We start from the raw sequence: 14,615 nt of genomic DNA, 5'->3' as shown, positions 1-14,615 counted from the left end.
CTCGCTTCTCGCTTCTCGCTTCTCGCTTCTCGCTTCTCGCTTCTCGCTTCTCGCTTCTATTTCAGCTTTTCTAAATCCGCCTCAATCTCAGCAATCTTGCTTGAAACCACTTTCTCTAAATGACGTAAGTCGGTAAGAATCTTCTGTTTAACGTCGACTTCAGTGGTTTTCCCTGGTTTAGTCAGCTTATTTAGCTCATCAATAACCAGCGTCAGGTTACGGTTTATTTCGGTTACTTCTTTGTATTGATGGCTGCCGCTATCAACCAGAACGTTCTTGACCTGACGTGGGTACTTGAACTTTACGCTTTTCGCAAACAACTCACCTTTTTGTTTGTGAAAATAGATTTTTAACACATCCTTGTGCGCTTCTTGACGAAGGGAATAGCGCTCAATTTGTTTAGGATCGTGAATACCTAAACCAGTGAGGTGTGGATACATAGGCTACCTCTATTGTGTTGCAGTGATTATCCCTACTCATTCGAGCAGGGAATGAACAATTCACTATTAATGTAGCAGCCAATATTCGTGGTAGACAGTGCTTTTTTAACCAAGTTAGTAACTTGTGGTCGAGATCGCTTAAGGTGCTAGTTCAGCGATGTTTTTAATCAAGTTTTCGCTTAGTTCCTGTTGCTCTTCTTCCGTCAGTTTGCCGCCATTTTTACTGGTGATGATAAACAAGTCTTCTGCACGTTCGCCTATGGTAGTAATTTTAGCTGCATGGAGGTGAACGCCAAGGTCAGCAAAGGTTGCACCAACGGTTGCCAGTAGTCCGGGAGTGTCCAGCGCGACAAATTCCAGCAGCGTGCGCTTCTTACTCTTAGTTGGCAGGAAGTCGACTTTCGTTTTCACCTTAAAGTGCTGCAGGTTACGTGGGATGCGACGGGTTTTAATCTTGGTTTGGCGACCATCCTCAAGGACATGCGCCAGATGCTTAATGACTGCTTTATGTCGGCTTTCGTCAATCACCTCACCATGCTGATCAAGCACCATAAAGGTATCCAGAACATAACCATCTTTACTGGTCATTACCTGAGCATCGTGAACGTTGAAGTTGCGTCGGTCCAGCTCGGCGACCACTGTGGCGAATAGAGCATGCTGGTCCTTACTGTAGACGAACACCTCTGTGCCACCGCGAGTGGCTTTCTTCGAGATAAGGATCAATGGCTTAGTATGATCTTCATGACGCAGCAGGTTCATACAGTGCCAGGCGATCTGCTTGTGAGTATGGCGCAGGAAGTAGTCTGCTTTAAAGCGTTGCCACAACACCTCGATCTCACGTGCGCTAAAGCCCTCTTTGCGCAATAGTGCAGAAGCGAGGTGCTGGTTGTGACGAATACGTTCTCTGACATCAACAGGGTTCTCTAAGCCACGGCGCAATGCTCGCTGGGTAGAGTAGAACAATTCTGCCAATAGGGTTCGCTTCCAACTGTTCCATAGCTCTGGGTTGGTTGCACAGATATCAGCGACGGTCAGACACACCAGGTACTCAAGATACTCTTCATCACGAACCTGTTTTGCAAACTCGGTAATCACTTCTGGATCGTAGATATCGCGTCGTTGGGCGGTCACCGACATCAATAAGTGGTTACGGACCAGCCACGCGACCAGTTTGGCTTCTGGCTTTGAAAGACCATGCTCGATACAAAAATCGTACGCTTCACCTTCACCAATCACTGAGTGATCACCACCGCGACCTTTACCGATATCGTGGAAAATCGCCGCGATGATAAGTAGCTCTTTTTTCTGAATACGAGGGTAGACTTCGCAGCAGATAGGATGCTTATCGTGGTTTTTGGCGTAACCAAAGGTGTTGATGTGCTTAAGTAGTCGGACACTGTGTTCGTCTACGGTATAGACATGGAACAGGTCAAACTGCATCTGGCCGACGATTTGGCTCCACTGAGGCAGGTAGGCAGCCAGAACACCGAGCTTGTGCATTAAGCTAAATGCACGATGCAGAGCGTTAGGGTGGCGACATAACTCAAGGAACTTTTCACGCGCTTCCGGAATGGTATGTAAGAACTTATTCAGGCGTCGACGCGCTGTTCTTAGCTGGCGCATTGTCGGAGGAGAGACTCCTTCGATTGTCGAGTCATTAGCGATATGGAGGAACATATCGAGAATAGTCTCGGGACGAGCCTGAAACAGGGCTGGCTTGCGAGCTTCGATTAAGTGCCCGCGGCGCTGGAAATCCTCGCTGAGAATTTCTGGTTTTGCTTCGATACCATTGTTGAGGATCGCCTGATCAAATAGCTTAAGCAGCATTTTATTGAGTTCAGCAACGCGACGAAGAGTACGATAGAACTCTTTCATCATCATTTCGACGCCTCGGTTACCCTCACCTGAGTAACCTAAGCTCTCTGCCACCTGAGATTGGTGGGCAAAGGTAAGACGGTTATCGTAACGTTTGAGCTCGATATGCAGAGCGAAACGAACCCGCCAGAGGAAGTCCTGACACTCGACAAGTTCCCGGTACTCGGCATCTGTCAGAAAACCATAGCGGCTCATCTCTAGTAATGAGGTTGCCCCAAAGTGTCGACGTGCAACCCAGCTGAGCGTATGGATATCACGTAAGCCACCTGGAGTGGATTTAATATCCGGCTCAAGGTTGTAAGTCGTATCGTGATAACGGGCATGGCGGTCACGCTGCTCCTGAACTTTCGCCTTGTAGAAGATTTCACTCGGCCAGAATGATTCGGAGTGAATGACCATTTTCAACTGGTGGAAGGTGTCTTCACAGCCGCACAGAAGACGCGCTTCTTGCAGGTTAGTTGCCACAGTCAGATCGTCACGACCAATCGCTGCGCACTCCTCGACACTACGTACGGCATGGCCAACTTCTAAGCGCAGATCCCATAGCAGGGTAATAAACTCGCTGACTTTAGTCGCCAGAGCGTCGGGTAAGGTCTTACGAGAGACCACCAGAATATCGATATCCGACAATGGATGCAGCTCACCACGACCGTAGCCACCCACAGCAACCAGACTGATGTTGGGTAGGGCTGTGAAACCGAAATGTTGCCATAAACGATTCAGAAGCAGATCTATGTATTCTGCGCGGCCAAGTACTAAGTCGGTAACCGGATGATGGGCTAGAAACTCTTGTTTCTGGTAGTTAGCAAATTTCTCTAATTGATTTTTTAGTTCAGCTATTGAAAGTTGTGGCTCTTCAAAAGTGAGCGGTGATTGAAAAGGCATACAGCGAATCCATGCAAAATAGTCCTATGGACCAATCTATCAAACTTAGGCGGATAAAAAAATATCCCCGACTGAGCGGGGATATTGTAGAAACTCGCAGTGATTATGCGTTGTTCATCATACGAGGAATGGTGTCATCGCTGCGTAGAGTTAACACCTCACAGCCTGTTTTGGTCACCACGATGGTATGTTCGTACTGAGCTGACTTTTTACCGTCGCCTGTGTAAACCGTCCAGTCATCTTCCGCATCAACCGTCACACCGAACTTACCTTCGTTAATCATAGGTTCGATAGTGAAGCACATGCCTTCTTTTAGCACGCGGCGGTCATTGTTTTTGTAATGAACGATCTGTGGCTCTTCATGGAACTCGTTACCAATGCCGTGACCACAGAAGTCTTTAACAATAGAGAACTTGTTACGTGGGTTGTTCTTATTGTTCGTCTTAATGTACTTCTCAATCGCGCTACCGATGTCACCAACAGTCGCGCCAGGCTTAACTTGGCGCATACCTACGTAAAGCGCTTCCTGAGTCACCATACATAGACGCTTATCGGCAGGAGATACGTCACCGACAAAGAACATCTTAGAAGTATCACCGTGGTAGCCTTGCGGACGCACTGAAAGATCAGCGTCAGCATCGTCTGGAATGATTACCGTGATATCAACGTTAATGATGTCACCATTTTTCAATACAGCAGGTTTCAACTGACCGTTGCTGCCCACTTCGTCAGCAGACGCTGGGATACCGTGACAAACAATATGGTTGATCGAAGTACAGATTGATTTAGGGAAACCATGGTAATCAAGAGGTGCAGAATATGCGCCTTTTTCAATCCCGTAATCGTGACAGATTTGGTTTAGCTCATCTGTCGTCACACCTTCTTTAATGTGTGGTTCGATCATCTCTAGGATTTCAGCGGCCAACGCGCCCGCTAGTCGCATACGTTCGATTTCTTCAGCTGTTTTAATCTTGATTGACATCGGCTTTCTCTATTTTATTCTCGTGCACAAGTGAGTGCGAATCGGCGCATTCTAGCAGGAACGCAACATAATGAGAATTATTCTTCATCTGTGATTAATACGTTCAGTGTTGAGAATAGTCCATCGACATCTCTGGTAATTGTTTTTTTACTAGCCATGAAGGGCAGAAATATGGTATAAAGCGCGCCGGAAATGTGGTCTGTTCTCTCTGCTCAATCGATTATTGAGTGGCGAAGCCGGTTACTTCCAACTAACTTATATCTTTAAATCACACACATTCCGTCACATATTCCGGGGTGCTGGGCAGAAGCCTAGTCGGAGTTATGGGGGATGTGGAGGCCTAACCCCATAGAGGATTTTAAAATGGCAACTGTATCAATGCGCGATATGCTAAAAGCTGGTGTTCACTTCGGTCACCAAACTCGTTACTGGAACCCAAAAATGAAGCCATTCATCTTTGGTGCTCGTAACAAGGTTCATATCATCAACCTAGAAAAAACTGTACCAATGTTCAACGAAGCTCTAGCTGAACTAGCTAAAGTTGGCGAGAAGAAAGGTAAAGTTCTATTCGTAGGTACTAAGCGCGCTGCATCTGAAGCTGTTAAAGAAGCTGCAATCGCAAGCAACCAGTTCTACGTAAACAACCGCTGGTTAGGCGGTATGCTTACAAACTACAAAACTGTTCGTCAGTCAATCAAGCGTCTAAAAGAACTTGAAGCTCAAGCTCAAGACGGTACTTTTGACAAACTAACTAAGAAAGAAGCTCTAATGCGCACTCGTGAAATGGAGAAGCTAGAGAAGTCTCTTGGTGGTATCAAAGACATGGGCGGCCTACCAGACGCTCTATTCGTAATCGATGCTGATCACGAACACATTGCGATTAAAGAAGCTAACAACCTAGGTATCCCAGTATACGCTGTGGTAGATACTAACTCTAACCCAGACGGCGTTGACTACATCATCCCAGGTAACGATGATGCGATCCGTGCAGTACAGCTTTACCTAAACGCTGCTGCAACTTCAGTAACTGAAGGTCGCAACAAAGACGTAGCTGCAGCTGCTGAAAAAGATGGTTTCGTAGAAGCTGAATAATAGCGGCTCCGAGTCACACTTAGTCTATGTGCAACTTAGTTGTAGCATAAACTGAGTTATAGTTATCAGCAGGGGCCGAAAATGTAGGCCCCTGTTTTTTACCAAATCCAGAATCAACTGAGGAATAGAGAATGGCTGTTACTGCTGCTCTAGTTAAAGAACTGCGCGAACGTACTGGCGCAGGCATGATGGAATGTAAGAAAGCGCTTGTTGAAGCAAACGCTGACATCGAACTAGCAATCGAAAACATGCGTAAATCAGGTGCTGCTAAAGCTGCTAAGAAAGCAGGCAACGTAGCTGCTGAAGGCGCAATCATCATCAAAGAAGACAACGGCGTTGCTGTTCTTCTTGAAGTTAACTGCCAAACTGACTTCGTTGCTAAAGATGGTAACTTCACTGCATTCGCAGAGAAAGTAGCTGAAGACGCTCTAGCGACTAAAGCAACTGCAGAAGAACTAGTAGCTAAATTCGAAGAAGAGCGTGTTGCTCTTGTTGCTAAGATCGGTGAAAACATCAACATCCGTCGCGTACAATACGTTGAAGGTGCTGCACTAGCTTCTTACCGTCACGGCGAGAAAATCGGTGTTGTTGTTGCTGGTGAAGGCGATGCAGAAACTCTTAAGCACGTTGCAATGCACGTTGCTGCTTCTAAGCCAGAGTACGTTAACCCAGAAGACGTACCAGCTGACGTAGTTGCTAAAGAGAAAGAAGTTCAAGTTGAAATCGCTATGAACGAAGGCAAGCCTGCTGAAATCGCAGAGAAGATGGTTGTTGGCCGCATGAAGAAATTCACTGGCGAAATCTCTCTAACTGGTCAAGCGTTCATCATGGAGCCTAAGAAATCTGTAGGCGAAATGCTGAAAGAAAAAGGCGCTTCAGTTTCTACATTCGTTCGCCTAGAAGTAGGTGAAGGTATTGAAAAAGGCGCTGAAATGAGCTTCGCTGAAGAAGTAGCTGCAGCTCAAAAAGGTTAATCCTTAGAGTAGCGCACAAAGTTTAGACCGTAGCCATGGCTGCGGTCTTTTTACGACTAACGTTTAAATTGTTAGCCGTGATGAATAGGGGTGAAAGTAGCTGAATGCTAGTAGCTAGAGTGGAAAAACTCTCTAGAAGCCAGGACCTGCTAACCAGACTCTCCCCTCTATCCATGACTGTTAATCAACAACTCTCTTTTGGAAGGTAAACTCCATGACTACGAACCCAAAACCGGCGTATCAACGTATTCTGTTAAAACTGAGTGGTGAAGCTCTTCAAGGTGACGAAGGTTTCGGCATCGATCCAGCGATTCTTGATCGCATGGCTCAAGAAGTAAAAGAGTTGGTTGAACTTGGCGTTCAAGTTGGTGTAGTTATCGGTGGTGGTAACCTATTCCGTGGTGCTGGCCTTGCTGAAGCAGGTATGAACCGCGTTGTTGGTGACCACATGGGTATGCTAGCAACCGTAATGAACGGCCTTGCAATGCGTGACGCTCTACACCGTGCGTACGTAAATGCACGTGTAATGTCTGCAATTCCACTTAAAGGTGTGTGTGACGACTACAACTGGGCTGACGCAATCCGCGAACTACGCCAAGGTCGTGTAGTCATCTTCTCAGCGGGTACTGGTAACCCATTCTTCACTACAGATTCTGCTGCATGTTTGCGCGGTATCGAGATTGAAGCTGACGTAGTTCTAAAAGCGACAAAAGTTGATGGTGTATTTACTGCAGACCCAGTGGCAAACCCTGACGCAGAACTGTATGATAAGCTTTCATTCAATGCTGTTCTTGAAAAAGAACTGAAAGTGATGGATTTGGCAGCATTTACACTGGCTCGTGACCATAAAATGCCAATCCGCGTATTCAATATGAATAAGCCAGGCGCATTACGCCGCGTGGTTATGGGTGAAGCAGAAGGCACGCTAATCAGCGACGCAGAGTAATTCCAATCGCCGCAGCATATTTGATGCTGCGGTATTGCCTTTTGAAGACTCCCGATTAGGCTTTCTTCGAGAAAGATTTACACATTAAGGTGATATTGTGATTAACGAAATCAAACAAGACGCTCAAGAGCGCATGGAAAAAAGCGTTGAAGCGCTAAAAAACAACCTTTCTAAAGTTCGTACAGGTCGTGCGCACCCAAGCCTATTAGCTGGCATTTCAGTGGAGTACTACGGTGCACCAACGCCTCTAAACCAGGTAGCAAACGTTGTTGCAGAAGATGCTCGTACACTTGCAATCACGGTATTCGACAAAGAGCTAACTCAAAAAGTTGAGAAAGCGATCATGATGTCTGACCTGGGTCTAAACCCAATGTCTGCAGGTACTATCATTCGTGTACCACTACCACCGCTAACGGAAGAGCGTCGTAAAGACCTGGTTAAAATCGTTCGTGGCGAAGCTGAAGGTGGCCGTGTTGCTATCCGTAACATCCGTCGTGATGCTAATGGCGAGCTTAAAGCGCTACTAAAAGACAAAGAAATCTCTGAAGATGAAGATCGTAAAGGTCAAGACGAGATCCAAAAGCTAACTGACGCAGCAGTTAAGCAAGTTGACGAAGTGTTAGCAGCAAAAGAAAAAGAGTTGATGGAAGTCTAATTCTCCATAAACTTAACGCATAATTAGCGCTGTGCTCGCAGCACAGCGTTTTTTTATGCTACTCTCTGTCCCCTGCTGATTATCTATCAACGTCTTATGCATAATTCACAACTCTCCCCTGATTTACTTCCAAAACATATCGCAATCATTATGGATGGCAACGGCCGTTGGGCAAAAGCACAAGGTAAACCTCGTGTATTTGGTCATAAAAATGGTGTTGCGGCGGTAAGAAAAGCGATCTCTACATCAGCGAAGCTTGGTATTAAAGCGATAACGCTGTTTGCTTTCAGTAGCGAAAACTGGAGAAGACCTGAAGAGGAAGTCGGGGTCTTGATGGAGCTGTTTATCACGGTTCTTTCAACTGAAGTTAAAAAACTGCATAAGAACAACTTACGCCTTCGCGTGATTGGTGATACCTCTCGTTTCAATCAACGCTTGCAGAGTAAAATTGCTCAGGCAGAAGCGATGACTGAATCGAACACAGGTATGGTTATCAATATCGCGGCTAACTATGGTGGTAAGTGGGATATTATGCAGGCGACAAAAGCAATTTCAGCTAAGGTTGCCGCTGGTGAGTTAAATTGTGACGAGATTAGCGAAGAGCTGATCACTGAACACCTGACCATGGCAGATTTACCTGAAGTTGATTTAATGATTCGAACCAGCGGTGAATGCCGAATCAGTAACTTTATGCTGTGGCAAATGGCGTATGCAGAAATGTACTTTACGCCGATCTACTGGCCTGAGTTCGATGAAAACAGCTTAATTGAAGCAGTGACTTGGTTTGTTAATCGTGAACGACGTTTTGGTTGTACTGGTGAACAAGTTAAAGCATTGATGGAAAGCGAATAAAGGACCTAAGTTTGAAACAACGAATTATAACAGCGCTTATCCTTGCTCCTTTGGTGATTTTGGGCATTTTTGAACTCTCATTACCACTATTTACACTGGCTATTGCTGCTGTAATGATGATTGGTTACTGGGAGTGGACTCAGTTTGTAGAACCAAAATCTCGTTGGATGGCTCTGATTCCAGCAGTGCTGGTCAGCGCGCTAAGCATGGCCTTGATTCCATTTGACGTTGTGAGTCTCAATCAAGTTGTTGAGCCCCATTACACCATGCTAGCTGTTGGCTGTGTTTGGTGGATAGTTTCAAGTTTACTCGCCATTACTTACCCTAAGTCTTCCGCTCTATGGCAACACTCGACACTCCTGCGTCACGCTTTCGGCATCTTAACTTTGCTGCCTTTCTTCTGGAGTGTCTTGTTATTGCGCGCAGAGGGTATCGAAACAGATGCTTATCACGGGGCAAAACTGGTTCTTTATGTTTGTCTGATCGTTTGGGCTGCGGACAGTGGCGCTTATTTTGCTGGTAAGAGCATGGGTAAACGTAAAATGGCACCACATGTAAGTCCAAACAAAACCATTGAAGGATTGATTGGCGGTATCATCACTGCGGTATTGATCGGCTGGGGTGCAGCTGCATGGTTCGACATCGAATTCACTAGTCCACTGGTCATGATCGCGATTACGTTAGTTACCGTGGTGATTTCAGTGCTCGGTGACCTGGTTGAAAGCATGTTTAAGCGCGTATCAGGAATCAAGGATAGTAGCAATATCATTCCAGGTCATGGCGGTGTGTTAGATCGCATCGATAGCTTAACAGCGGCATTCCCTGTTTTTGCATTTCTTTACTTCATTTTCTAGGCGAGCTTCGGCTTGCCTAAGTCATAAATCGGTTTCTTGCTATGCGTAAGCTAACAATTTTGGGTGCTACTGGTTCTATCGGTGCAAGCACGTTTAAAGTCATCGAACAAAACCCGCAGCAGTTTTCTGTTGTCGCGCTAGCGGCTGGGAACAATGTTGAGAAGATGCGCGAGCTGTGTCAGAAGTGGCAGCCTAAGTATGCGGTAATGGCCAGTGATGACGCTGCGCTATTGCTTAGAAAACAATTAGCAGAACTGAAAATCTCAACCGAAGTGCTCTCCGGTGTCGATGCTATGTGTCAGGTCTCGTCGCTCGATGAAGTCGACACTGTTATGGCGGCTATCGTTGGTGCCGCCGGCCTGCTGCCTACTATGGCTGCTGTTAAATCTGGCAAACGCGTATTGCTGGCGAACAAAGAAGCCTTGGTTATGTCCGGGCAGTTGTTTATCGATGCAGTAAAACAGCATGGTGCTGAGCTTATGCCAGTAGACAGTGAGCACAACGCAATATTCCAATGTTTACCAAGTGATATTCAAACCAATTTAGGTCGTTGTGATTTAACCCAACATGGCATCTCAAACATTCTGTTAACCGGTTCTGGTGGACCTTTCCGATACAGTGATATTGATACGCTAAGTAGTGTTACTCCGGAGCAGGCTATCGCGCACCCTAACTGGTCGATGGGGCCAAAAATTTCAGTCGACTCTGCGACCATGATGAACAAAGGTCTTGAGTACATTGAAGCGAAGTGGCTGTTTAACACCTCGCGTGAACAATTAAAGGTATTGATTCATCCTCAATCTGTTATCCACTCTATGGTTCAGTACAAGGATGGTTCAGTATTGGCGCAGATGGGTGAACCGGATATGGCGACACCAATTGCCCTGACTCTTTCTTACCCTGAGCGCGTTTCTGCCGGGGTTGCTCCACTTGATTTTACGAAAGTGGGCCAATTGACCTTCCTCGAACCTGATTACGCTCGTTATCCATGTTTAAAACTGGCGATCGATGCTTGTTATGAAGGTCAGCACGCCACTACTGCACTGAATGCTGCAAATGAGATCGCGGTGGCTGCTTTCTTAAATCGACAGCTGTCATTTACCGATATTGCGCAAGTAAATCAGCAGGTTCTGAACAAAGTCTGCGCTGATACCAATCAGTCGCACTGTAGCGACTTGGAAACCATTCTCGAGGTCGATAGAATGGCAAGAGAATTAGCCACCAATTGGGTGAGTGAGCGTAAGCTATGACCGGTATTTTATGGAACTTTGTTTCCTTCATTATTGCACTAGGCATCTTAGTTGCAGTCCATGAGTTTGGTCACTTTTGGGTAGCACGTCGTTGTGGTGTAAAAGTCGAAAAGTTTTCTATCGGTTTTGGTAAATCGATATGGAGTAAAGTGGGACAAGATGGCACTGAGTACAGTGTGTCTGTTATTCCGCTAGGTGGTTACGTCAAAATGCTTGATGGCCGAGTCGATGATCTGGCCGAGGGTGAGCAGCAATTTGCTTTTGATAAAAAGCCGCTGTGGAAGCGAACAGCGATTGTTGCGGCGGGGCCGGCATTTAACTTCCTGTTTGCCATCTTTGCTTACTGGTTAGTATTTCTGATCGGTGTTCCGGCGGTGAAACCCGTTGTTGGTCACGTAACGCCCCATTCGATTGCAGCCGAAGCAGGTTTGCAACAGGGCATGGAACTAAAAGCGATTTCCGGCGTCAAAACTGCGGATTGGGAATCGGTCAACATGGGGCTGATTTCCCATATTGGTGATAAACAACTGACCATGACGGTCGCTCCGGCAGAGGGCATTGGGATCGAAGAAGTTAAATACTTTGACCTTACCAATTGGAACTTTGACCCTGAGAAAGAGTCTTCTATGTCAGCGTTAGGGTTTAGACCCTATACACCAGAGATTACTCCGCGACTTACCAGCGTATCTGAGCAGGGAGCGGCTGCGCGAGCGGGTCTGGAAGTCGGTGACGTTCTGACTAAGATCGATGAGGTTGAAATAACTGATTGGCAGCAGGTTGTTAACAGTATTCAGCAACATCCGAATGCTCCTGTAGAGCTAGAGGTCGAGCGAAATGGTCAGCCTCTGACACTGACTCTGATTCCTGATAGTCGCGAGCTATCTGGCGATAAAGTGATAGGTTTTGCGGGAATCGCACCTGAAGTCGCAGAATGGCCAGAAAATTATCGCTTCGACTTACAATTTGGTGTAATTGAATCAATCGGTAAAGCGGTTGAGAAAACAGGTCAAGTAATCAATCTCACTATCAGCATGTTGAAGAAGCTGATAGTAGGTGATGTAGGATTGAATAACTTAAGTGGACCTATTTCTATCGCGAAAGGAGCCGGAACAACGGCCGATTACGGCTTAGTGTATTTCTTGGGTTTCCTCGCATTAATCAGTGTGAACTTAGGGATTATTAACCTTGTACCGCTGCCTATGTTAGATGGCGGACATCTATTGTTTTTTGCTATTGAGGCTGTAATCAGACGCCCAGTACCGGAAAAGGTACAGGAAATGGGCTACCGCATTGGCGGGGCTATTATCTTCTCTCTTATGGCAGTGGCAATTTTCAATGATTTTGCTCGCCTATAGCTGAGTAAAGGTTGAAGTAAGGAATAACTAAAACAAATATGGCGATGAAAAATATTCTGTTTGCCACGCTGCTAGCAACAAGCGTGAGTGCAAACGGTGCCGAGAACTTCGTAGTTCAAGATATTAAAATTGAAGGCTTACAGCGCGTTGCACTAGGTGCCGCTCTGCTTAAAATGCCAGTTCGAATCGGTGATACGGTTGATAACCAAGATGTCTCTGAAATGATTCGAGCTCTTTATGCGACAGGCAACTTCGAAGATATTAAAGTCTTAAGAGACAATGACGTACTTGTGGTTCAGGTTAAAGAAAGACCGACCATTGCGAGTATTTCTTTCTCTGGCAACAAGGCAATCAAAGAAGAGCAACTACAACAAAACCTTGATGCGTCGGGTGTACGTGTCGGTGAAGCTCTTGACCGCACAACGCTATCTACCATTGAAAAAGGTCTCGAAGACTTTTACTACAGTGTTGGTAAGTACAATGCGAACGTAAAAGCGGTTGTTACTCCTCTCCCTCGTAACCGTTCAGATTTGAAGTTTGTCTTCACTGAAGGCGTTTCCGCTAAGATCAAACAGATTAACTTCATCGGTAATAAAGAATATACCGACGAAGAGCTGTTAAGCCGTTTTGAGCTGAATGTTGATGTGGCCTGGTGGAACTTCCTGTCTGACGACAAGTACCAGAAACAGGTACTGGCTGGTGATATTGAAGCACTGAAGTCTTACTACCTTGACCGCGGTTATCTGAAATTCCAAATTGACTCGACTCAAGTCGCTATCTCTCCTGATAAGAAGGGTGTTTACATCACACTCGGTCTTAACGAAGGCTTACCTTATACCGTTAAAGACGTGAAGTTCCGCGGTGAACTACTGGGTAAAGAGGATGAGTTCGAGAAGTTAGTCACTTTTGAACCGGGTGAAACGTACAACGGCTCTGCAGTAACTGGATTAGAAGAGGGCGTAAAACGCCTGCTTGGTGAAGCTGGATACGCGTACCCACAAGTACGTACTGTGCCTGAGTTCGACGACGAGAATCAGTCTGTATCACTGGTTGTAAATGTAGAAGCGGGCAACCGTATCTATGTTCGTGATATTCGCTTTGTTGGTAACAACGCGACTAAAGATGAAGTACTGCGTCGTGAAATGCGCCAAATGGAAGGCAGCTGGCTTAACTCAAAATCGATTGAGACCGGTAAAAACCGTCTTAACCGTTTAGGTTTCTTTGAAACGGTTGATGTCCAGACTGTCCGTGTACCTGGCAGTGAAGATCAGGTTGATTTGGTTTACAACGTAAAAGAGGCTAACTCAGGCAGCGTTAACTTTGGTATCGGTTATGGTACTGAGTCAGGCGTGAGCTTCCAGGTTGGTCTGCAACAAGATAACTTTGCTGGTAGTGGTAACCGTGTTGGTATCAACGCGATGATGAACGATTACCAGAAAAACATCAGTTTAGATTACCGTGACCCATACTGGAACCTTGATGGTGTCAGCCTCGGCGGCAAGATCTTCTACAACGAGTTTGAAGCATCTGAAGCGGGTATTGTTGACTATACCAACGAAAGTTACGGTGGTAGTTTGACCTGGGGTTTCCCATTTGACGAACTAAACCGCTTTGAGATCGGCGTTGGCTACACTCACAACAAGATTGGTAATGTACCGACTTATGATCAGGCGCAGCGCTTTGCTCAGAGTATCGGTCAGCCTGACGGCGATATCATTACCAATGACTTTGATATGAACATTGCCTGGACACGAAATAACCTTAACCGTGGTTACTTCCCGACAGCTGGTAACTATCAACGTGCATTTGCTAAAGCGACGGTACCAAGCTCTGATGCTCAATACTTCAAGCTTCAATATGATGTCAGACAGTATGTACCATTAACTAAGAAGCATGAGTTTACGCTTCTGATGCGTGGTCGTCTTGGCTACGGTAACGGTTACGGCAAAACAGACGGCAACGATAACCTGTTCCCGTTCTATGAAAACTACTATGCAGGTGGCTTTACAACCCTACGTGGTTTTGGCTCGAACAGTGCAGGTCCTAAAGCGGTTTACACAACAAGTGGTAACCCGGATACCTGTAACAGCAGCAGTTGTGTATCAGCGACAGATGACTCTGTAGGTGGTAACGCAGTGGCACTGGCGAGTTTAGAGCTTATCGTACCGACCCCGTTCGCTTCGGACGAGGTAAGAAGTCAAATCCGTACCAGTGTGTTTGTTGATGCTGCGAGTGTGTGGGATACCGAATTTGTCTACGATCCTAAGTACGCTAATGACCCGTACTACGGTGACTTCTCAGATCCTACTAATTACCGTGCATCTTATGGTGCGGCACTGCAATGGATGTCTCCAATGGGACCTTTAGTCTTCTCCGTTGCTAAACCAATTGAAAGTTACGAAGGTGATGATGAAGAGTTCTTCACTTTCACCATCGGCAGAACCTTCTAATATAG

At 46.1% G+C, this 14,615-nt stretch carries 12 protein-coding genes; 9 read left to right on the top strand and 3 right to left on the bottom strand.

The features are described 5' to 3' along the window. Positions 1–56: 56 nt before the first annotated feature. The 3 genes from RH46_RS21110 to map form a co-directional block, all read right to left on the bottom strand. Positions 57–440: a DUF3461 family protein gene (locus RH46_RS21110; RefSeq protein WP_006881560.1), complete on the bottom strand. Its 384-nt coding sequence runs from the start codon at positions 438–440 to the stop codon at positions 57–59. Positions 441–578: 138 nt separating this feature from the next. Further along, positions 579–3,200: a bifunctional uridylyltransferase/uridylyl-removing protein GlnD gene (gene glnD, locus RH46_RS21105; protein WP_006881559.1), complete on the bottom strand. Its 2,622-nt coding sequence runs from the start codon at positions 3,198–3,200 to the stop codon at positions 579–581. 103 nt (positions 3,201–3,303) lie between these two features. After that, entirely contained in the window at positions 3,304–4,182 is an 879-nt protein-coding gene (gene map, locus RH46_RS21100) for a type I methionyl aminopeptidase (protein ID WP_006881558.1), read from the bottom strand. Positions 4,183–4,545: 363 nt separating this feature from the next. Here map and rpsB point away from each other — a divergent pair, with 363 nt between their 5' ends. From rpsB to bamA, 9 genes are all read left to right on the top strand, one after another. Beyond that, a complete protein-coding gene (rpsB, locus tag RH46_RS21095) occupies positions 4,546–5,274 on the top strand; it encodes a 30S ribosomal protein S2 (RefSeq protein ID WP_006881557.1) in 729 nt (242 codons plus the stop codon). A gap of 131 nt (positions 5,275–5,405) precedes the next feature. Further along, positions 5,406–6,248, top strand: a complete 843-nt coding sequence (gene tsf / locus RH46_RS21090) for a translation elongation factor Ts (protein WP_006881556.1) — start codon at positions 5,406–5,408, stop codon at positions 6,246–6,248. A 214-nt stretch (positions 6,249–6,462) separates the two neighbouring features. Next, positions 6,463–7,194 (top strand): UMP kinase, encoded by a 732-nt coding sequence (gene pyrH, locus RH46_RS21085; protein WP_006881555.1) that lies wholly within the window; start codon positions 6,463–6,465, stop codon positions 7,192–7,194. A 97-nt stretch (positions 7,195–7,291) separates the two neighbouring features. After that, positions 7,292–7,849 carry a ribosome recycling factor gene (frr, locus tag RH46_RS21080; RefSeq protein WP_006881554.1) on the top strand — a complete coding sequence of 186 codons (558 nt, stop codon included), beginning with the start codon at positions 7,292–7,294 and terminating at the stop codon, positions 7,847–7,849. 96 nt (positions 7,850–7,945) lie between these two features. Further along, positions 7,946–8,701 (top strand): undecaprenyl pyrophosphate synthase, encoded by a 756-nt coding sequence (locus RH46_RS21075; RefSeq protein ID WP_006881553.1) that lies wholly within the window; start codon positions 7,946–7,948, stop codon positions 8,699–8,701. Positions 8,702–8,712: 11 nt separating this feature from the next. Further along, a complete protein-coding gene (locus tag RH46_RS21070) occupies positions 8,713–9,555 on the top strand; it encodes a phosphatidate cytidylyltransferase (protein WP_006881552.1) in 843 nt (280 codons plus the stop codon). A 41-nt stretch (positions 9,556–9,596) separates the two neighbouring features. Continuing rightward, positions 9,597–10,805 carry a 1-deoxy-D-xylulose-5-phosphate reductoisomerase gene (ispC, locus tag RH46_RS21065; RefSeq protein WP_006881551.1) on the top strand — a complete coding sequence of 403 codons (1,209 nt, stop codon included), beginning with the start codon at positions 9,597–9,599 and terminating at the stop codon, positions 10,803–10,805. Next, positions 10,802–12,160: a sigma E protease regulator RseP gene (rseP, locus tag RH46_RS21060; RefSeq protein WP_006881550.1), complete on the top strand. Its 1,359-nt coding sequence runs from the start codon at positions 10,802–10,804 to the stop codon at positions 12,158–12,160. The genes ispC and rseP overlap by 4 nt, the downstream gene beginning before the upstream one ends. A gap of 38 nt (positions 12,161–12,198) precedes the next feature. Continuing rightward, on the top strand, positions 12,199–14,610 hold the full coding sequence (gene bamA, locus RH46_RS21055; protein WP_006881549.1) for an outer membrane protein assembly factor BamA: 2,412 nt from the start codon (positions 12,199–12,201) through the stop codon (positions 14,608–14,610). Positions 14,611–14,615 lie beyond the last annotated feature (5 nt).

This window comes from Vibrio brasiliensis LMG 20546, from assembly GCF_000189255.1.
GTDB lineage: Bacteria > Pseudomonadota > Gammaproteobacteria > Enterobacterales > Vibrionaceae > Vibrio > Vibrio brasiliensis.
The sequence above is the reverse complement of the archived record's forward strand: the minus strand, read 5'-3'. Positions and strand labels throughout refer to the sequence as shown.

Bases quoted from the DNA above. Each gene is read 5' to 3' on its own strand.
- RH46_RS21110 (WP_006881560.1), bottom strand. From the start codon at position 440: ATGTATCCACACCTCACTGGTTTAGGTATTCACGATCCTAAACAAATT.
- glnD (WP_006881559.1), bottom strand. From the start codon at position 3,200: ATGCCTTTTCAATCACCGCTCACTTTTGAAGAGCCACAACTTTCAATA.
- map (WP_006881558.1), bottom strand. From the start codon at position 4,182: ATGTCAATCAAGATTAAAACAGCTGAAGAAATCGAACGTATGCGACTA.
- rpsB (WP_006881557.1), top strand. From the start codon at position 4,546: ATGGCAACTGTATCAATGCGCGATATGCTAAAAGCTGGTGTTCACTTC.
- tsf (WP_006881556.1), top strand. From the start codon at position 5,406: ATGGCTGTTACTGCTGCTCTAGTTAAAGAACTGCGCGAACGTACTGGC.
- pyrH (WP_006881555.1), top strand. From the start codon at position 6,463: ATGACTACGAACCCAAAACCGGCGTATCAACGTATTCTGTTAAAACTG.
- RH46_RS21075 (WP_006881553.1), top strand. From the start codon at position 7,946: ATGCATAATTCACAACTCTCCCCTGATTTACTTCCAAAACATATCGCA.
- ispC (WP_006881551.1), top strand. From the start codon at position 9,597: ATGCGTAAGCTAACAATTTTGGGTGCTACTGGTTCTATCGGTGCAAGC.
- rseP (WP_006881550.1), top strand. From the start codon at position 10,802: ATGACCGGTATTTTATGGAACTTTGTTTCCTTCATTATTGCACTAGGC.
- bamA (WP_006881549.1), top strand. From the start codon at position 12,199: ATGGCGATGAAAAATATTCTGTTTGCCACGCTGCTAGCAACAAGCGTG.